Origin of the sequence: Bradyrhizobium sp. HKCCYLRH3073 (assembly GCF_051167995.1) — a bacterium.
In the GTDB taxonomy this organism is placed as follows: domain Bacteria; phylum Pseudomonadota; class Alphaproteobacteria; order Rhizobiales; family Xanthobacteraceae; genus Bradyrhizobium.
In genome coordinates, this window is sequence record NZ_JBNPUD010000002.1 from 398,157 (window position 1) to 417,360 (window position 19,204).

At 64.8% G+C, this 19,204-nt stretch carries 17 protein-coding genes; 9 read left to right on the top strand and 8 right to left on the bottom strand.

Annotated features, from left to right (window positions below; translation table 11 throughout):
- Positions 1-16: 16 nt before the first annotated feature.
- From ACQR1X_RS05715 to ACQR1X_RS05730, 4 genes are all read right to left on the bottom strand, one after another.
- Positions 17-403 (bottom strand): hypothetical protein, encoded by a 387-nt coding sequence (locus ACQR1X_RS05715; protein WP_316216414.1) that lies wholly within the window; start codon positions 401-403, stop codon positions 17-19.
- 95 nt (positions 404-498) lie between these two features.
- Positions 499-1,569 (bottom strand): alpha/beta fold hydrolase, encoded by a 1,071-nt coding sequence (locus ACQR1X_RS05720; RefSeq protein WP_434898603.1) that lies wholly within the window; start codon positions 1,567-1,569, stop codon positions 499-501.
- 230 nt (positions 1,570-1,799) lie between these two features.
- Positions 1,800-3,338 (bottom strand): acyl-CoA synthetase, encoded by a 1,539-nt coding sequence (locus ACQR1X_RS05725; protein WP_434898489.1) that lies wholly within the window; start codon positions 3,336-3,338, stop codon positions 1,800-1,802.
- Positions 3,339-3,508: 170 nt separating this feature from the next.
- The gene (locus ACQR1X_RS05730; RefSeq protein WP_315805196.1) at positions 3,509-4,681 is read right to left on the bottom strand and encodes an acetyl-CoA C-acetyltransferase; all 1,173 of its coding nucleotides are present in this window, start codon (positions 4,679-4,681) and stop codon (positions 3,509-3,511) included.
- Between the two features lie 138 nt (positions 4,682-4,819).
- Here ACQR1X_RS05730 and ACQR1X_RS05735 point away from each other — a divergent pair, with 138 nt between their 5' ends.
- The 8 genes from ACQR1X_RS05735 to ACQR1X_RS05770 all read left to right on the top strand — a co-directional run bounded on the left by ACQR1X_RS05735 (position 4,820) and on the right by ACQR1X_RS05770 (position 14,033).
- Entirely contained in the window at positions 4,820-5,479 is a 660-nt protein-coding gene (locus ACQR1X_RS05735; protein ID WP_315805195.1) for a TetR family transcriptional regulator, read from the top strand.
- A 90-nt stretch (positions 5,480-5,569) separates the two neighbouring features.
- The gene (locus ACQR1X_RS05740) at positions 5,570-6,328 is read left to right on the top strand and encodes an SDR family NAD(P)-dependent oxidoreductase (RefSeq protein WP_315805194.1); all 759 of its coding nucleotides are present in this window, start codon (positions 5,570-5,572) and stop codon (positions 6,326-6,328) included.
- Between the two features lie 156 nt (positions 6,329-6,484).
- Positions 6,485-7,291, top strand: coding sequence for an enoyl-CoA hydratase/isomerase family protein (locus ACQR1X_RS05745; RefSeq protein WP_434898490.1), 807 nt, complete (start codon positions 6,485-6,487; stop codon positions 7,289-7,291).
- 41 nt (positions 7,292-7,332) lie between these two features.
- Positions 7,333-9,201 (top strand): AMP-binding protein, encoded by a 1,869-nt coding sequence (locus tag ACQR1X_RS05750; protein ID WP_434898491.1) that lies wholly within the window; start codon positions 7,333-7,335, stop codon positions 9,199-9,201.
- A gap of 135 nt (positions 9,202-9,336) precedes the next feature.
- The gene (locus ACQR1X_RS05755) at positions 9,337-10,464 is read left to right on the top strand and encodes an acyl-CoA dehydrogenase family protein (RefSeq protein ID WP_434892708.1); all 1,128 of its coding nucleotides are present in this window, start codon (positions 9,337-9,339) and stop codon (positions 10,462-10,464) included.
- A 122-nt stretch (positions 10,465-10,586) separates the two neighbouring features.
- Positions 10,587-11,831: an acyl-CoA dehydrogenase gene (locus tag ACQR1X_RS05760; RefSeq protein WP_434898492.1), complete on the top strand. Its 1,245-nt coding sequence runs from the start codon at positions 10,587-10,589 to the stop codon at positions 11,829-11,831.
- A gap of 122 nt (positions 11,832-11,953) precedes the next feature.
- Complete coding sequence (locus tag ACQR1X_RS05765; protein ID WP_316216421.1) at positions 11,954-13,201, top strand: acyl-CoA dehydrogenase; 1,248 nt, start codon at positions 11,954-11,956, stop codon at positions 13,199-13,201.
- Between the two features lie 184 nt (positions 13,202-13,385).
- On the top strand, positions 13,386-14,033 hold the full coding sequence (locus ACQR1X_RS05770) for a nitroreductase (RefSeq protein ID WP_315805269.1): 648 nt from the start codon (positions 13,386-13,388) through the stop codon (positions 14,031-14,033).
- Positions 14,034-14,669: 636 nt separating this feature from the next.
- Here ACQR1X_RS05770 and ACQR1X_RS05775 read toward each other — a convergent pair.
- The 4 genes from ACQR1X_RS05775 to ACQR1X_RS05790 form a co-directional block, all read right to left on the bottom strand.
- Positions 14,670-15,353, bottom strand: a complete 684-nt coding sequence (locus tag ACQR1X_RS05775) for an acyl-homoserine-lactone synthase (RefSeq protein WP_434898493.1) — start codon at positions 15,351-15,353, stop codon at positions 14,670-14,672.
- Positions 15,354-15,435: 82 nt separating this feature from the next.
- A complete protein-coding gene (locus ACQR1X_RS05780; RefSeq protein WP_316182866.1) occupies positions 15,436-16,170 on the bottom strand; it encodes a helix-turn-helix transcriptional regulator in 735 nt (244 codons plus the stop codon).
- Between the two features lie 158 nt (positions 16,171-16,328).
- Entirely contained in the window at positions 16,329-17,123 is a 795-nt protein-coding gene (locus ACQR1X_RS05785) for an enoyl-CoA hydratase/isomerase family protein (protein WP_434898494.1), read from the bottom strand.
- Positions 17,120-18,232, bottom strand: a complete 1,113-nt coding sequence (locus ACQR1X_RS05790; RefSeq protein WP_316182868.1) for an ion transporter — start codon at positions 18,230-18,232, stop codon at positions 17,120-17,122. The genes ACQR1X_RS05785 and ACQR1X_RS05790 overlap by 4 nt, the downstream gene beginning before the upstream one ends.
- A gap of 293 nt (positions 18,233-18,525) precedes the next feature.
- On the opposite strand from ACQR1X_RS05790, the gene ACQR1X_RS05795 reads away from it, so the two are divergent.
- Complete coding sequence (locus ACQR1X_RS05795) at positions 18,526-19,194, top strand: Crp/Fnr family transcriptional regulator (RefSeq protein WP_315713745.1); 669 nt, start codon at positions 18,526-18,528, stop codon at positions 19,192-19,194.
- The last annotated feature ends 10 nt before the right edge of the window (positions 19,195-19,204 follow it).

Genomic DNA, 19,204 nt, shown 5'->3' on the forward strand with positions numbered 1-19,204 from the left:
TGTCACCTCTCAACGATCAATAGCGATCGTAGTACCAGTGGTGATGGTGATGATGGTGGTGGTGATGGTAGTACCGGCGCGGCACCACATAGACCCGGGGGCCGTAGCCGTACCCATAGCCGGGGCCGTAGCCATAGCCGCGCCAATAGCCATGGTGGTGATGGTGATGATGATGGTGGTGATGGTACCACTGCGCGAGCTGCACCTTCGGCTCGGCCGCCGGCGGTCCCTGCTCGTCGAGCGCCTGCAGCACCCTGGCGGCATCGGGGATCGGCTCGAGCAGGTCGGCGTAGGAATTGGCCTTCAGGACATCGGTCGGGGCCGGAGCCGCCGACGCCTGCACCGTGCCGAGCGCGCCGACAGCGGCGACGGCGCCCAACAAGCCTGCGATCTTCTTATCCATAAATCATCTCCTGATGCGCATTGCCCGGATGCGGAAACGTCAACCCCGAATGTTCGTTCCTCGATTCGCCTGATAGTTCGAAACGGCGTCCGAAATCAGGCTGTCAGTCTGTTCAGGAACGTTAACAGGAGCTCATTGACTCGTTCATGTTGCTCCTGCTGCACCCAATGACCGGCACGATCGATCAGCTCGCACAGCATCATGTTGGTGCACACTCGGGATTGCATCGCTTCGAACACGCCGGGCCGTTGGTAGATGCCCCAGTCTTGCAGGCCGGAGATGAATGCAGACGGAACGTCGATGGTGCGATCCGACCACGTCTGCAATTCCGCTTCGAACAGGCCTGACGTGCCGCAGCGATACCATTGCAGCGCGCCCTGGAAGCCGGTCCGTTCATATTCGGCGGTATAGACCGCGAGCTCGCTGTCAGGCAGCCAGCGATTGGCCGCGATCGCCGCCGCGTCAGGCATCTCCTCGGCGGCGGTCTCGGCCATCGTCTTGCCGAGGTCCATTACGTAGTAGGTCGGCAGCTTGGCGAGCTCGGTCGTGTCCCAGGCCTGCAGGGGGTAAGGGACGTTGCCTGCCCAGTCCGCACTCTTGTGATGATAATAGGCGCGCAGGAAATCATGCAGCCCCTGCGGCGCGCGATGCATGTCCGTACTGGCCTGCCGCGTCGCGTAGTACCATTGATAGTGCTTGCGCGGCCGCGGCAGCGCCGCCAGTTCGCGATGCACCGGATCCTCCTGCGGCGCGAGGGGGTGGCTGGCGATGTCGAACGGCGCTGCGGGTGGCCCCGGGAACGGCGCGCTCATCATCGCGACCGATCGAAAGACATCGGGGCGGATCACAGCGCACCACGCCGCGACGGGGCTGCCGAAGTCGTGCCCGATGACGGAAGCGACATGGCGATGGCCGAAGGCATAGACGACGCCGAGCGCATCACGGACCAGATTGGTGAATCGAAACGGCGCGAGATCACCGTCATAGTCGGCGCTCCACCCGGTGGTGCGGCCATAGCCGCGCTGGTCCGGCGCCAGCACGTGATAGCCGGCCGCCGCCAGCGCCGGCATCACCTTGCGCCAGCTATAGGCGAGCTCGGGAAAGCCGTGCAGCAGCAGCACGCAGGGACGGCCGGGCGTCTCGAACCCGGCTTCCAGCACATGCATGCGCAGGCCGTTGATGCCGTCGACGAAGCGCGAGCGGATGGTGGGCGGAAGGGGGAGCGGGGGAAGAGACTGAGACACGGCGTGTACTCTCCTCGCGTCGTCACGGCGAACGCCGGGATCCATAACCACAGGACAATGTGGTGAGGCTAACTGGCAGCTCCAGCCTTCGCAAAACTCAAGACGGTGACTATGGGTCCCGGCTCAAGGCCGGGACGACACCGTTGGTGGGGCTAAGCCGCGCCCTTCTTCGGCCAATAGCGCTCGCGCAGATGCCGCTTGACCAGCTTGCCGGTCGGTGTGCGCGGCAGCTCCGGCTCGAAGTCGATCGAGCGCGGGCATTTGATCGGTGACAGATGCTGGCGGCAGAACAGCATCAATTGCTGCTCGAGCTCCTTGCCGGCGCGCGCCATGTCGTGTGGCTGCACCACCGCCTTGACCTCCTCGCCCATCTCCTCGTTCGGCACGCCGAACACGGCGACATCGGCGACGTCGGGATGCGTGATGAGGACGTCCTCGGTCTCCTGCGGGTAGATGTTCACGCCGCCGGAGATGATCATGTAGGACTTGCGGTCGGTCAGATAGAGAAAGCCGTCGGCATCGAGATAGCCGACGTCGCCGAGCGTTGACCATCCCTTGTCGTTGTAGGCGCGCTTCGTCTTCTCCGGATCGTTGTGATAGGAGAACACCGGCGCGTCGGCGAAATAGACCGTGCCGATCTCGCCGGTCGGCATCTCCTGATCGTCTTCGCCGAGGATCTTGATCTTGCCGACCACGGCACGCCCGACGCTGCCGCGATGCTCCAGCCACTGCTTCGAGGTGCACACGGTGACGCCGTTGCCCTCAGAGCCGGCATAATACTCGATCAGGATCGGGCCCCACCACTCGATCATCCTGGCCTTGACGTCGACCGGGCAGGGGGCCGCAGCATGGATGGCGCCCTTGAGCGTGGAGACGTCATAGCTCTTGCGGACGTCCTCCGGCAGCTTCAGCATGCGCACGAACATGGTCGGCACCAGCTGGGACTGCGTGACCTTGTATTTCTCGACCAGTTTCAGGAACTCCTCGGCGTCGAAATGCTCCATGATGATGGAGGTGCCGCCGAGCACCGAGACCATCATGTTGAAGCGCAGGGGAGCTGCATGATAGAGCGGCGCCGGCGACAGGTAGATGCTCTCGGCATTCATGCCGCACATGTCGGCGCAGAGCACGCGCAGGAACTGGTTGGGCTGATCGATCGGATTGCCTTCGAAATCCTTCTTGATGCCCTTGGGACGCCCGGTCGTGCCCGACGAATACAGCATGTCGTAACCGGCGACCTGGTCGGGGATCGGCGTCTTGGGCTGGGCGCCGGCCTCCTTGTCCCAGGAGCGGAAGCCCGGCTCGGGCTCGTCGACCATGAAGAACAGCGGACCGTCCTTGGCGGTCGCGAGATCGCGCACCTGCTCGGCGCATTTCGGCGAGGTGATGAAGACCTTGGCGCCGCAATCCCTGATGATGTAGGCGATCTCGTCCTTGGTGAGATAGCGGCTGATCGCGGTGTAGTAGAGGCCGGAGCGCTGCGCGGCCCAGGCGATCTCCATGAAGGCGAGCCGGTTCTCCATCAGGAAGGCGACGTGATCGCCGGCCTTCAAGCCCAGCGCACGAAATAGATGAGCGCCCTGGTTCGAGAGCTCGTCGAGCTCGCGATAGGTGATGGCCTTGCCGGTGCCGGCCATCTGATAGGCGATCTTGTCCGGATGGCTCTTGGCGTGAATGGAGGGGTGGGTCATGAGGGCTCACCGCTAAATTAGGAAAATGGTGTCGTCCCGGCCTTGAGCCGGGACCCATAACCACAGGGGCGTGTGGTGAGAGCGAGCTGTGGCTCCAGCTCGCCCGACATTCAATTCGGTGGCTATGGGTCCCGGCGTTCGCCGGGACGACACCGTTATTGGGGCGCGACTTACAGCCGCTCGACGATCGTCACATTCGCCATGCCGCCGCCTTCGCACATGGTCTGCAGGCCGTAGCGCTTGTTGCGCTGCTTCAGCGCATGCAGCAGCGTGGTCATCAGCTTGGTGCCGGAGCCGCCGAGCGGATGGCCGAGCGCGATCGCGCCGCCATTGACGTTGAGCCGGCTGGGATCGGCGCCAGTGGTCTTCAGCCACGCGGTCGGCACGGAAGCGAATGCCTCGTTGACCTCGTAGAGGTCGATGTCGTCGATCGACATGCCGGCCTTCTGCAGCGCGCGCTGCGTGGCCGGCAGCGGCGCCTCCAGCATGATCACGGGATCGCCGCCCATCATCGTCATGTGGTGGACACGGGCGATTGGCTTGACGCCGAGCGACTTCAGGCCGCGCTCGTTGACGACCATCACGCCCGAGGCGCCGTCGCAGATCTGGCTCGCGGTCGCCGCGCTGAGCTTGCCGTTCTCGGCGATCAGCTTGACGCCCTTGATGCCGTCGAGGGTGACATCGAAGCGGATGCCTTCGTCGATGTGATGGGTGTCGGTCGAGCCGTCGGCCCTGACGATCTCGAGCGGGATGATCTCGTCCTTGAAGTGGCCTGCCTGCGTGGCGGCAATCGCGCGCTGATGGCTGTTATAGGCGTATTCGTCGAGCTCATCCTTGGAGAGACCGTACTTCTCCGCCATCATTTCCGCGCCGGTGAACTGGCTGAACTGGATGTTCGGATAGCGGCTCTCGATGCCAGGGCTCTTGTAGTGTCCGAAGCCGTTCTTCGCCGGAAGCGTGGAGGAGAGACCCATCGGCACCCGGGTCATCGACTCCACGCCGGCGGCGATCACGACATCCATCGCGCCCGACATCACTGCCTGCGCCGCGAAATGCAGCGCCTGCTGCGACGAGCCGCACTGCCGGTCGATCGAAGTGCCAGGCACGCTCTCCGGCAGCTTCGAGGCCATCACCGCATTGCGCGCGATGTTGTTCGACTGCTCGCCGGTCTGCATCACGCAGCCCATGATCACGTCCTCGACCTGGTCCGGCGCGGCGCCGGAGCGCTCGACCAGCGCGTCCAGCACCTTCGCAGCGAGGTCGGCCGGATGCCAGCCGGCCAGGCGGCCTCCCTTGCGGCCGCCGGCCGTGCGTGCAGCCGCGACGATGTAGGCTTCCGCCATGACGTGTCCTCCCTAGACTTGGTGTTCGTGATTGGCTGCGATTTAAATGCGCGATTGAGCCTTAGTCAATCGATCAATTAACTCTTGAGATCAACTCCGGCTTCGGCTTATCTGCCTCGATCAAGCGCGAGACATGTCTTGGGACCCCAGCTTCAGAACAGTGTGCCGGAGAAACTTCCCGCGGGGCGGAATGCGACAGCAGAGAAGCTGCTGGACGCCGCCAGCGAGCTGATGATCGCGAGGTCCTCGATCGAGATCTCGCTGAGCGACATCGCGCAGAAGTCCGGGGCAAACGCTGCGCTGGTCAAATACCATTTCGGCAACAAGGACGGCCTGCTGCTGGCGCTGCTCGCCCGTGACGCCGCGACCGAGGTCGCCAATCTCGAATATCTGCTGGCGCAGCCGCTGCCGCCGACGGCCAAGCTGAAGCTGCACATCAGCGGCATCATCCGCGCCTATCACCGGTTTCCCTACATGAACCGGCTGATCCATTATCTGCTGCACGAGAGCAGCGCCGAAGCGGCCGACGAGGTGTCGAAGTTCTTCGTGGCCCCGCTGCTCGATTTCCATCACAGGCTGATCGAGCAGGGCGTCGCCGAGGGCGACTTCCGCGCCGTCGACCCGGTGCTGTTCTACACCAGCCTGATCGGCGCCTGCGATCATTTGTTCTTCGGCCGCCACGCCATGTCGCGCGCGATCGGCGTCGGCCCCGTCACCGATGACGTCTGCCGCCAGTACATCGCCCATATGGAGGCGCTGATCTGCGGCGGCATATTGAAACGCGCGAATGGCGAATAGGGAGTAGCGAATAGGGGGATGCCCTACCTTCCCTGTTCGCTACTCCCTACTCGCCATTCGCCAACAACAAACAAACGGAGGAAACGCACCATGCAACTCAACAACGTTGCCGTTCTGATCACCGGCGGTGGCTCGGGCCTCGGCGCCGCCACGGCGCGCGCCATGGCCGCCAAGGGCGCGAAGATCGCCGTGCTCGACCAGAGCAAGGAGAACGCGGAGAAGGTGGCGGCCGAGCTCAACGGCGTCGCCATTCATGCCGACGTCACCGACGAGGAGCAGGTCAAGGCCGGCATCGCCAAGGCCGAGGCCGCCCACGGCATCGCGCGCGTGCTGGTCAACTGCGCCGGCATCGGCGGCTCGCAGCGCATCGTTGGCAAGGACGGCGTCTATCCGCTCGCCAAGTTCGCGCGCATCATCAACGTCAACCTGATCGGCACCTTCAACGTGCTGCGCCTGTTCGCCGAGCGCCTCGTCACCGCCGAGCCGATCGGCGAGGAGCGCGGCGTCGCCATCAACACCGCCAGCGTCGCGGCCTATGAAGGCCAGATCGGCCAGATCGCCTATTCGGCGTCGAAGGGTGGTGTCGTCGGCCTGACCCTGCCTGCCGCGCGCGATCTCGCCAGCCAGAAGATCCGCGTCAACACCATCGCGCCCGGCCTGTTCCTGACACCGCTGCTGATGGGCCTGAACGAAGAGGCCCGCAAGAGCCTGGGCGCCCAGGTGCCGCATCCGGCCCGGCTCGGCGACGCCTCCGAGTACGGCAACCTCGCCGTCCACATCGTCGAGAACCCGATGCTGAACGGCGAGACCATCCGCCTCGACGGCGCCATCCGCATGGCCCCGCGCTAGGCGGCATTCTCCGCTGTCGTCCCGGCCTTGAGCCGGGACCCATACTCCGCGGCGTCTGTGAGAGGCACTCTGGCAGACGCCGCGCTCTAACCAATCAGGCCGGTGGCTATGGATTCCGGCGTTCGCCGGGATGACACTGAGGCTGGAGCGCGCGCCATGTCCCAACCGCTGCTGATCGAACACGACAATGGTGTCGACCGGGTGACGCTCAATCGTCCGGAGAGCCTGAATGCGCTCGACCCGGCCTTGATCGATGCGCTCAACATTTATTTCGAAGGCCTGCAGCGCAATCGCACCACGCGCGTGGTCGTGCTCAGGGGGGCCGGCAAGAATTTCTGCGCAGGGCTCGATCTCAAGGCTGCGATGCAGCGGCGCGGCGGTGTCAACGAGCCGCCGAGCGTGACCGAATCCCTGGACTCGCAGCGGCGCATCGCCGACATCGTGATGCTGATGCGGCGCTGCCCGCAGCCGATCATTGCGCTGGTGCAGGGCGCGGCGGCCGGCGGCGGCTTCGCGCTGGCGCTCGCGGCCGACATCCGCATCGCCGCGCGCTCGGCGCGGATGAACTGTGCCTTCATCAAGCTCGGCCTGGGGGGCTGCGACATCGGCACCAGCTACTTCCTGCCGCGCCTCGTCGGCGTCTCCGTCGCATCGGAGCTGATTCTCACCGGCCGCTTCATCGGCGCCGAGCGCGCGCTCATGGTCGGCCTGGTGTCGGAGATCGTCGAGGACGATATGCTCGAGAACGCGGCCGCGCCGTTCGTCGACGCGATGATGACGGCCTCGCCGGTCGGACTTCGACTGTCGAAGGAATGTCTCAACATGAGCGTCGATGCGTCGTCGATCGAAGCCGTCATCGCGATGGAAGATCGCAACCAGGTGCTGTGCAGCCGCTCGGAGGATTTCAAGGAAGGCATTACAGCCTTCCTCGAGAAGCGAAAGCCGGTCTATACCAACCGCTAGATATCAAGATCCGCAAAGGACGATATTTCGGGAGACGCAAAATGGACGGGACGGCAGCGAAGGTGTTGGAGAAGCCGGCATTCCGCAAGGTCAACTGGCTGGCGCGCGACATCGATATCGAGCGGCGCGGTGACGGCGTCATCGTCATCAAGTCGCGCATTCCGCTGCAGGCCTATGAGCCGCATCTGGCGGCGCCGCTCGCCCGCTGGGCCAAGGAGGCGCCGACGCGGACCTGGCTCGCGCAACGCAGCGGGGCCGAGCGGCAATGGCGCAAGCTGTCCTATGCCGAGGCCAAGCGCACCGTCGATGGGCTGACGCAGGGCCTGCTCAATTTGAGGCTGGACGGCCGGCCCGTCGCGATCCTCTCCGGCAATTCGATCGAGCATGCGCTGATGACGTTCGCGGCCATGCAGGCACGGTCGCCGGCGGCGCCAGTGTCTCCGGCCTACTCGTTGATGAGTCACGATCACCTCAAGCTGAAATACCTGTTCGGACTGGTGAAGCCGGGCGTGGTCATGGTGCAGGACGGCCCGACCTTCGAGAAGGCGCTGAAGGCGCTCGATCTCGACGGCGTCACCGTCGTTCATGTCGCGCGTCCGTGCGAGGGCGTTGCGAGCATCAGCTTCGCTGATCTCGCCGCGACGCCGGTCACCGGCGCGGTCGACGCGTCGATTGCGCAGATCACACCGGACACGGTCGGCAAGCTGCTGTTCACCTCCGGCTCCACCGGCATGCCCAAGGCGGTCATCAACACCCAGCGCATGATGTGCGCCAATGCGGCGATGATGATGCAGACGCGGCCGCGTGGACCGGAGGCGCCGATCTCCACGGTGCTCGACTGGATGCCGTGGAATCACACCATGGGCGGCAATGCGCTGTTCAATCCGCTGCTGATCGAGGGCGGCACGCTCTACATCGACGACGGCCGGCCGATGCCCGGCATGTTCGACGAAACCATCCGGAACCTGCGCGAGGTGTCGCCGACCTATTACGCCAATGTGCCCGCCGGCTATGCGGCGCTGGCGGCGGCGATGGAGAAGGACGACGCGCTGTGCCGCTCGTTCTTCAAGGATCTGGGCATCATGGCCTATGGCGGCGCGCGGCTGCCGGACGATCTCTATGAGCGCATGCAGGCGCTGGCGGTGAAGACCACCGGTGAGCGCATCGTGTTCTACACCGGCTGGGGCTCAACCGAGACCGCGCCGACCTCGACCGGCACCTATTGGAACACCGAGCGCGTTGGCCTGATCGGCCTGCCGTTCCCCGGCGTCGAGCTGAAGATGGTGCCTGTCGGCGACAAATACGAGCTGCGCCTGCGCGGCATCAACGTGATGCCTGGCTATTTCGGTCAGCCCGAGCTGACGAAGAAGGCGTTCGACGAGGAGGGCTTCTACTGCATCGGCGACGCCGGCATATTCGTCGATCCCAATGATCCGGCGCAAGGCATCATCTTCGCCGGCCGCGTCGTCGAGGATTTCAAGCTCACGACCGGCACCTTCGTCCATGTCGGCTCGCTGCGCACCGATGCGATCGCAGCCGCAACGCCGGCGATCCACGATGCACTGGTGACCGGGCAGGACCGCGAATATGTTGGTCTGCTGGCGTGGCCGAACCTGCACGCCTGCCGCCAGTTGGTCGGCGATCCCAATGCGACGTTCGAGGATGTGGTGAAGCATCCCGGGGTCATCGACTGCGTCCGCCGCGGCCTTCAGGCGCACAACAAGGACTGCGAAGGCGCGAGCAGCCGGCGAATCGGTCGCGCGATGCTGATGGTCGAGCCGCCGTCGATCGACGGGCACGAGCTGACCGACAAAGGCTACATCAACCAGCGCGCCGGCCTCGAGCGCCGCGCCGCGCTGGTCGAGCGGCTTTATGCGGCTACGCCCGACAGCGACGTGATCGTGCTGTGATGCGGAATTTTAGAACCGTCATTCCGGGGCACTCGCGAAGCGAGTGAACCCGGAATCCAAAGATGAATCAGATCGAGATTCCGGGTTCGATGCTGCGCATCGCCCCGGAATGACGATCAGGAAGCAGGTGAGGCCATGAACTTCGATTTCTCCGACGACCAGAAGCAGTTGCGGGACCAGGCGCGGAAATTCCTCGCCGAGAAGTGCCCGCCCAAGGCGGTGCGCGTGGTGCTCGACGGCAAGGAGCCGTATGACCGCGCGTTGTGGAAAGGCTTTGCCGAGATGGGCTTCCTCGGCGTCGCCATTCCGGAGGAGTATGGCGGTGCGGGCGCCGGCCATCTCGAGCTTTGTGTGATCGCCGAGGAGGTCGGCCGCGCGCTGGCGCCGGTGCCGTTCTCATCGACCGTGTATCTTGCCGCGGAGGCGCTGATGCTGGCCGGCAGCGATGCGCAGAAGCAGGCCTGGCTGCCGAAGATCGCGAACGGCGAGACGATCGGCACCTTGGCGCTGTTCGAGGGCACCGGCAATCCGTCGCCGAAGGCGATCAGGCTCGAGGCTGCCAATGGCGTGCTCAACGGCACCAAGAAGCCCGTCGCCGACGGCGCCATCGCCGATCTCGTCATCGTTGCCGCGCGTACCGGCTCGACCGGCCGCGACAGCGACATCTCGCTGTTCCTGGTCGACCCCAAGGCGGGCGGCGTCGAAGCCAAGGCGCTGACCAATCTCGATCCGACGCGCGGCCAGGCCGAGCTCACCTTCAAGAACTGCAAGGCGGAGCCGCTCGGCGCCGCCGGCGAGGGCTGGAGCATCATCACCCAGGTGCTCGACCGCGCCGCGGTGCTGACGGCGTTCGAGCAGGTCGGCGGCTCCGACCGCGCGCTGGAGATGGGCCGCGACTACGCGCTCGATCGCATCGCCTTTGGCCGTCCGATCGGCTCGTTCCAGGCGGTCAAGCACATGCTGGCCGACATGTATGTGTCTGCGACCCTGGCGCGCTCGAATTCCTACTACGGCGCGTGGGCGCTCTCGACCAACGCCCCGGAGCTGCCTGAAGCCGCGGCCTCGGCGCGCATCAGCGCGACGCAGGCGTTCCAGCACTGCGCCAAGAACAACATCCAGGTCCATGGCGGCATGGGCTTCACCTGGGAGTTCGACTGCCACATGTACTACCGCCGCGCCAACGCGCTCGCGCTCGGTCTCGGCAGCCTGTCCTATTGGGAGGACCAGCTGATCGACCGCATGCGCAAGCGCAATGCGGCGTGACGCACGATGGGAATCCGTAGGGTGGGCAAAGCGAAGCGTGCCCACCATCGGTGGCGCAGGATTGAATCGGTGGCCACGGCGCGTTGCGCCTTCGCCCACCCTACGAGATGAGAGGCTTGCCGATGAACTTCGATGACACTCCGCAGGAGGCCGCGTTTCGCAGCCAGGCGCGGGCCTGGATCGCCGCCAACGCGCCGAAGCAGTATGAAGACGAGCTGCGCGCGACCTCGCTCGGCCGCGTCGCGCTGAAGGACGCCAATATCCTCGAGGTTGCCAAGGCGTGGCAGAAAAAGAAGGCTGATGCCGGCTGGGCCTGCCTGCACTGGCCGAAGGACTATGGCGGACGCGGCGCCTCGCCGATCGAGCGCGTGATCTGGCAGCAGGAGGAGGGGCCCTACGGCAAGCTCTCCGGCCTGTTCATCATCGGCCACGGCATGTGCGGGCCGACCATGATGGCCTACGCCTCGGAAGATCATAAACGGCAGTATCTGCCGCCGCTCGCCTCCGGCGAAAAGGTCTGGTGCCAGCTGTTCTCCGAGCCGGCCGGCGGCTCCGACGTCGCCGGCCTGCGTACCCGCGCCGAAAAGCGCGGCGACGATTGGGTGATCAACGGCCAGAAGATCTGGACCTCGGGGGCGCATTATTCCGACTACGGCATCCTGCTGACGCGCACCGATCCGACCGTGCCGAAGCACAAGGGCCTGACGATGTTCTTCCTGGACATGAAGAGCCCTGGTGTCGAGGTCCGGCCGATCAAGCAGGCGAGCGGGCACTCGGATTTCAACGAGGTCTATTTCACCGACGTCGTGATTCCGGACTCGCAGCGGCTCGGCGCCGTCGATGACGGCTGGAACGTCGCGCTCACCACCTTGATGAACGAGCGCATGTCGATCGGCGCCGGCGTCGCCACCGGCTTCCCGGAGCTGTTCGACTTCTGCTCCAACCTGATGCTGGACGATCGCCCCGCGATCGAGGACCGCAACGTGCGCTCCAAGCTCGCGAGCTGGGCGGTGAAGGCGAGTGGGCTGAAATACACCAGCATGCGCGCCATCTCGGCGCTGTCGAAGGGCGAGCGGCCGGGACCTGAGAACTCGATCGGCAAGCTGGTCGCCGGACCGATGATCCAGGACGTCGCAGCCTACGCGCTCGACCTGCAGGGGGCGGCCGGCGTGCTCAGCGGTCCCGAGGCCGAGCTTGCGGGAAAATTCCAGGCGATGCTGCTGCGCGCGCCCGGCACCCGTGTCGAAGGCGGCACCGACGAGATCATGCGCAACATCATCGCCGAGCGCGTGCTCGGCCTGCCCGGCGACATCCGTGTCGACAAGGACGTGCCGTTCAACCAGGTGCCGACCAAGGGACGTGCCTAACAAGCGGAGTCGTAGGGCGGGTTAGCGCAGCGTAACCCGCCCTTGGCTCGTGCAATGCTGATCAAAGCGGCGGGTTACGCCTTCGGCTAACCCGCCCTACGCATACGAAGCGAGGTTAGACCATGAACTTCGACGACACCCCTGAAGAAGCCGCCTTTCGCGACACCGCGCGCGCCTGGATCGCGGCCAACGCGCCGAAGGAGCTCGAGGGCGAGCTGGCGAGCTCCTCGCTCGGCCGCATCAGGCTCAAGCACGCCGACATCGTCGAGGTCGGCAAGGCCTGGCAGAAGAAGAAGTCCGATGCCGGCTGGGCCTGCCTGCACTGGCCGAAAGCGTATGGCGGCCGCGGTGCGACGCCGATCGAGCGCGTGATCTGGCAGCAGGAGGAGGGCGTCTATGGCAAGCTGACGCAGCCGTTCCAGATCGGCGAGGGCATGTGCGGCCCGACCGTGATGGCCTATGGCAGCGAGGAGCATAAGCGGCGCTATCTGCCCAAGCTCGCCTCGGGCGAGGAGATCTGGTGCCAGCTGTTCTCCGAGCCCGCCGGCGGCTCGGATGTCGCGGGCCTGCGCACCCGCGCCGAGAAGCGCGGCGACGACTGGGTCATCAACGGCCAGAAGATCTGGACATCGGGTGCGCATTACTCGGACTACGGCCTGCTGATCACGCGCACTGATCCCACCGTGCCGAAGCACAAGGGTCTCACCATGTTCTTCCTGGACATGAAGAGCCCGGGCGTCGAGGTCCGTCCGATCAAGCAGGCCAACGGAATGCAGGAGTTCAACGAGGTCTATTTCACCGACGTGGTGATCCCGGACAGCCAGCGGCTCGGCGCCGTCGGCGACGGCTGGAACGTGTCGCTCACGACCTTGATGAACGAGCGCATGTCGATCGGCGCGCGGCTGGCGACCGGCTTCCCCGAAATGTTCGAGTTCTGCGCGAACCTGATGACCGACAACGGGCTCGCCATCGACGATCGCGCCACGCGCTCGAAACTGGCGTCGTGGGCGGTCAAGGCGAGCGGGCTGAAATACACGAGCTATCGCGCCATCTCGGCGCTGTCCAAGGGCGAGCGGCCGGGACCTGAGAATTCCATCGGCAAGCTGGTCGCCGGCGTCATGCTGCAGGATATCGCGACCTACGCGATGGATCTCGAAGGCGGCGCCGGCGTGCTGACCGGCGCGGACGAGGCGGTGACGCAGGGCCAGTTTCAGCAGATGCTGCTGACCTCGCCCTCGATGCGCATCGCCGGCGGCACCGACGAGATCCTGCGCAACATCATCGCCGAGCGCGTGCTCGGCCTGCCCGGTGACATCCGGGTCGACAAGGACGTGCCGTTCAACAAGGTGCCGACCAAGGGACGTAGCTAACCCTCATGCTGAGGAGCTGCGCAGCAGCGTCTTGAAGGATGAGGCCGATATCCGGGCCTCATGGTTCGAGACGGCGCTGCGCGCCTCATCATGAAGGGACGTTTCTCCGTTGTAGTGAGAACCATAAATGAAAGCTGACGCCGCAGCCGCACAGGCCACTCCCATCACCGTTCTCGAAGAGCTGATGGCCGCGCGCTTCTCCTGTCGCAGGTTCCTGCCCGAGCCCGTGCCGCGCGCCACCATCGAGCGCATCCTGGAGGCGGCGCAGAAAACCGCGTCGTGGTGCAACAGCCAGCCGTGGCGTGTCGAGATCACCTCCGGTGTGGCGACCGAGGCGTTCCGGAAGGTGATGTATGCGGCGGCCTCCAGCGGCAAGGCGGCGTCAGGCGACTTTCCTTTCCCGCGCGAATACACCGGTGTCTATCTCGAACGGCGGCGCGAGAGCGGTTTCCAGCTCTACAACGCGCTCGACATCCCGCGCGGCGACAAGGCGGGCTATGCCCGGCAGGCGCTGGAGAACTACAATTTCTTCGGCGCGCCGCATGTGGCGATCATCCACAGCGACGAGGCGCTCGGCACCTATGGCGCGATCGATTGCGGCGGCTACGTCACGAGCTTCATGCTGGCGGCGCAGGCGCTCGGCATCGCCACCGTGCCGCAGGCGGCGCTCGCGTTTCATTCCGACGTGGTGCGGCAGCACTTCGGGCTCGGCGCCGACCGCAAGGTGGTCTGCGGCATCTCGTTCGGCCATCCCGATCTCGGTGACAAGGCCAACTCCTACCGCACCCGCCGCGCCACGGTCGCGGAGACCGTCCGCTTTCACGACAAATAACGTCCCGTCCGTGGGGTCGCGCGCGCCTATTGTTTGCCGGTGGAGTTCCGTTATCCGGGACTCCGGAGGAGGGCGAGACGACCCGCGAGTCCATTTTTGTAAACCGAGTTTGCTGAACAAGGAGCAGCTCGGGCGGCGGCGCCATGATTTTGCCGAGGTGTCGTCCGAGTTCGGCAAGCGCGTTTCGGCAACGATGCGCGCGCTCTCCTGTCCGACCTTCACATCGAAAGCCGCCCTGAAATCAACAGTTTGTGTCTGTGATGCGCCAACCGAGACGCGTTGCTACGGGGACCAGACGTGTTGCGAGAGTCGGTGCAGGAGCGCTAATGGCTGCTGTTTGTCGAATTGGGCGCGCACTTTTCCTTCAGCTCGTGGGCTTCAAGCAATGATATTGACAAAATTCTCTCTAACATTTTGAGTTGCATCGCCCGAGCGTCAACGATGCAAAATTGCAGACGCTCGATGATCTTCTCGATTGAAGGTTCAGTCACGGCTCGAAACCTGAAGTGTCAGCGATGGATTCCATGAACACGCCGTCCAACCTTTATGCCCTCGAGGTGGATGAGGCGACGCTCCTTGGTCACCGCCTCTTGAAGGCCTTCCATAAGCTCAGGCTGAAGCGGCACCGGGAACAGCTCATTGCGCTGGCTGAGAGGCTGGTGGAAGATGAAGAAAGATATCCGGCAGGGCCTGGCGGCTGACGTCTTCGAGCCCCCGCCACGTGAGGGTTGGCCGCGTCAGGCCGATCTGCTTGCAGAGTGACTTCCAAGTCGTTTCATCGCAGTCGACGAGTACGGCCATTACCGACATCCCGTCCATCATGTGAGGTACGCCGAGCGGCCGCGCCTTCCAGCCGCACTTCTCGAACCGCGGCAGCCACCAGGTTTCGAGCACGATCGAAAAGCCGGTCAACCCGATCGAGATGCCGTATTCCATGATTGCAGTGAGCAGCAGCATGTCGATCCGCGGGCCGGCATGCTCGCCGCGGCGCTCCGGGATCACGAAGATGCGCGACAGTTCGTAGACGTCGGGGCGCTGGATCGGGCCGCGCAGATTCAGATACGGGAAGATGTCGCTCATCAGCGTCGGCAGCAGCGTCGGCACCGCGCGCATCGAGCCGATCAACTGGCCCTTGTCGATGCAGAACAGATAGACCGAATCCTCGGTGTCGAACTGATCGATCTCGCGCCCGTCCGGACGATCGAGCGCCATCCACTTGCGCTGCTTGACGTAGATCTCGTGGCGCAGACGGTAATACGAATCGAAATATTTCTCGTACAGAGCGCGATTATCTTTTCGAACGACATGAATCTCAGGCATCGAAACCCCCGGTCGTCTGAATCAAATTGGGGTTTGCAGATTGCCGATGCGCTCGAATTGATCCAGTGGGAGAAACGACAGATCAGATCGAGATCTCGCCGTTGACAAGAGCGGTCGCAACCGTCGCCGTCTTGTTCTTGGTTGCTAGCTTGCGCTGCGCTTCTTCCAGATGCCACCTGACGTTGCGTTCGGAGACGCCGAGGATGCGCGCCGTCTCCCACGCGGTCTTGCCGCGCGCCGCCCAGCCCAGCACCTCGGCCTCGATCCGCGACAGGCGTCGGCCCTGGTTGCTCGCGGCGGAGCGCGCCAGCGCGCGCAGCCGGCTGTGGGTGAAGATGCTGATCAGGTGCAGCGCGCCCCGCGCGTCCGGAGCGAGATTCGGATTTTCGCCTGCAAGGCTGACGGCCCCCACGGCATCGTCGTAGTGGATGGGGACGCAGAAGCCTTCGTTCAATCGGAAGTCCTTCGCGCGCATCATCACCTCATGCGCGCCGGGCTCGTCCTCGCGGTCATAGGGAGCCTCCGACCACGCGAATGGATTCAATGTCGAGATGCAGTGCCGCGGAATAGGATCGCAGCGGTGAAACTGCTCGCGCGCATACATGTCGAACCATTCCCGCGGCCAGCCGTTGGCGAGAATGGTTTGCTGCAGCGATTGGCCCGAGGTCGGCACGCCGGCCATGATGTAGGCGTGAAAGCCCAGGTCGCTGATCATCTTCTCGAACTGGGAGAGCACGCTCGCGCTGGTCTTCGACGCTTCGATCGCATCGACGTACTCCAGAGCTCGTCGTCCCCAATACGCGTCCATCACTTGCATGTGAAAGTCTCCGCCCGTGGTTCAAGCTAGCCACGGACAAAAAGCTGTCAACCGCAAATTGGGGCTTTACGTCGATAGTTCGTTGAGCGTGTGTCAGAACACCGGCTGGATACAGCAATTTGCATGCAAAATTTTATCAGTTCGGAGCATGGCTGCGCTCAGAATTTCGGCGTTCTCTTCTCTGCAAACGATTTCATACCTTCGCGGATCTCGGCTCCGCTCATGCTGTCCCGATGCCTGCGGCGAGCCGCCGCATCGTCGAGGGCTCCGCGTGCAAACTCGTTGATGGCGCGCTTCATGCCGCGCACGGCCTGGGGGGCGTTGCCGGCCAGGACCGTCGCCAGCCGGTCGACCTCCGCATCGAGCGCATCGGCCGTCACCATGCCGGTGAGATAGCCGATGCGCAGCATCTCGGCCGCGCCGATCTTCTCCGCCGTCAGGAACAGACGCTTCGCATTATCGACGCCGAGGCGGGACACGTAGCGCTTGATGCCGTTGGGGTAATAGTGCAGCCCGAGCCGCGCCGCCGGCATGAACATCTCGCTGGTATCGACTCCGATCCGGAAATCGCAGGCCAGCGCCAGATCGGTCGAGCCGCCATAGACCCCGCCGTTGAGCCGGCAGATCGTCGGCAGGGCGAGGTCCTCAAGCCGGTCGACGACCTCCTCGAATGCCGGGCTGGAAGCCTCGGCCTTATCCGCCGGCGTTGCGCCGATGGCGCCAAGGTCGAAGCCGGCGCTGAACGCCCGCCCGGTGCCGGTCAAGACCAGCACGCGCAAGGCGGCGTTGGCCTCGACCCGGTCGAACAGCGCCAGCAGCTCGGCGAGGTCCTCCGGCTGGAGCCGGTTGAGATGGCGCGGACGATTGAGCCGAATGGTGGCGCGGGCGCCGTCGATGGTCAGGAGCGGCATGCTCGGCGCGTCATCGGCCTGGGTGGTCCGTCCGGTCGTCATGTCCTGTTCTCCATGGTTCGGCGCCTCGCCTCGGCAGCGATGCTCTGCGCCAGATCGGGGTGGCGTGCCATCAGCACGCGGAAATCGACGAGGTCGAGGACCAGCAGCTTCGACAGCCCTGTCGTGCTGATGTCGGCCGAGCGCAGGTTGTTCCCGAGCAAGGCCATCTCGCCGAAGAACGCGCCCTCGCCGAGCCGGACCTTCTTGCCGGGAAGGTCGACCTCGACCTCGCCGGAGGCGATGAAATACATGCAGTCGCCCGGCTCGCCCTTGCGGATCACGGTGGCGCGGGGCGGCAGGTCGATGGTGCGCAGCATCTGCGTGACGTCGGCGATCGTCGAGGGCCCGAGGCTGGCGAAGAACGGTACCTTGCTGACTGATTCCCAGGTCTTGAGAAAGTTGTCGCGCCGGGTTTCCGCGGCGAAGCCGGTCGCCAGGATGCCGGTCCATAGGCCGAACACGCCGAGGCCGGAGATCATCACCGTGGCGGCGACCACCCGCCCGAGCGGCGTGACCGGCACCACGTCGCCATAGCCCGTGGTGGTGAGGGTCACGACCGCCCACCACAGCGCGGACGGGATGCTGCCGAAGGTGGCCGGCTGCTCGTCATGTTCGAGCGCGTATTCGGCGACCGATCCGACAAACAGCACCACCAGGAACAGCACCAGCACCGACAGCAGCGGGCGCGCTTCCAACACCAGCACCCGGCGGAGCCGGCGCAGGCCGGGCACGCCGGGGATCACCTTGAGCACCCAGATGACCGCCAGCAGCCACGCCGTGCGGGCCTCCATGCCCGAGACCAGCGCGGTCGGCACGGCGAGAGCGGAGATCGTGTCCAGCAGTCCCCGGCCCGACATGAGGTAGGCGGCGACGCGATGCGCCCGGGCCGCCTGCTGAACCCGAACCGCCCATTCGACGACGAAAAAGACAAGGCATCCGCACAGCAGGGCGATGATCCAGCGCCGTCCGGCCTCGTAGGCCGGGTCCATCGTCAACAGCACCATGGCGCTCATGCCGAGCGCCACGGCCGCAAAGGCCGCCTTGGTCATGTTGCGTCCGGCCAGCGCGGTGACAAATGCCGCCAGGGCAGGGTGCTGCGGTTTGGTCATTGCTGGCGGGCGTCGGTCGCTGATCTCAGAGCCGCAGGAGATCGCGGCGGCGGCAAGGTGCCCCGATCGGGGGAATCCCGTCAACGATGCGGGCCGGTCGGTTGCGCGGGTGCCTCCGGCAGGTCCAAGCCGTCCTACTTCGAGCGGGAATTTTTGAGTGTCGGCTCAAATACCGGTTCAAACGTCGTCTGTTCGCCGTATATCAGAGGTCGGCATGGACACGCTAAATTAGGCAAAAGGAGGCCGGAACCGAGCGTCCGCCCTCCTGCGTCCCAAGAGTCTGGTTGATCCCAATGGATACCTCACACCTGGTCGAACATGCGGGCGCCGCCGGCAGCCTCTTCGCCTCGATCTTCGTGGTCGCCACGCTGTCGATGCGGACCATGATTCCGCTGCGGGTTTTCGCCATCCTCACCAACATCGTCCTGATCGCGACCGCGGTGCCGATGCACAACTATCCGGTCCTGATCCTGCACGGGGTGCTGCTGCCGCTCAACAGTTACCGGCTCCACCAGATGCTGCAACTGGTCCGCGACGTGAAGCAGTCGGTCAACAGCGACCTCTCCATGGAATGGCTGAAGCCGTTCATGACCGAGCGCAAATGCGGTCCCGGCGAGGTGCTGTTCTACAAGGACGAGAAGGCCGACAGCATGTACTACATCGTCAGCGGCCGCTTCCGCCTGGTCGAATCCGGCATCGAGCTGCCGGTGGGCGCGATCGTCGGCGAGTTCGGCATGATCTCCCCGTCCAATACGCGCACGCAGACGCTGGAATGCGTCGAGGGCGGGCTGATCCTGTCGGTGTCCTACGACCAGGTCGAGCAGCTCTACGTCCAGAACCCCGCCTTCGCCTTCTACTTCCTGCGCCTCGCCAGCGCCCGGCTGTTCCAGAACATCGAAACGCTCGAGCGGCGGCTGGCGCAACAGACCACCGCGCCGGCGCCCGTCGCCAAGCCGGCGTGATCCGGGGAGC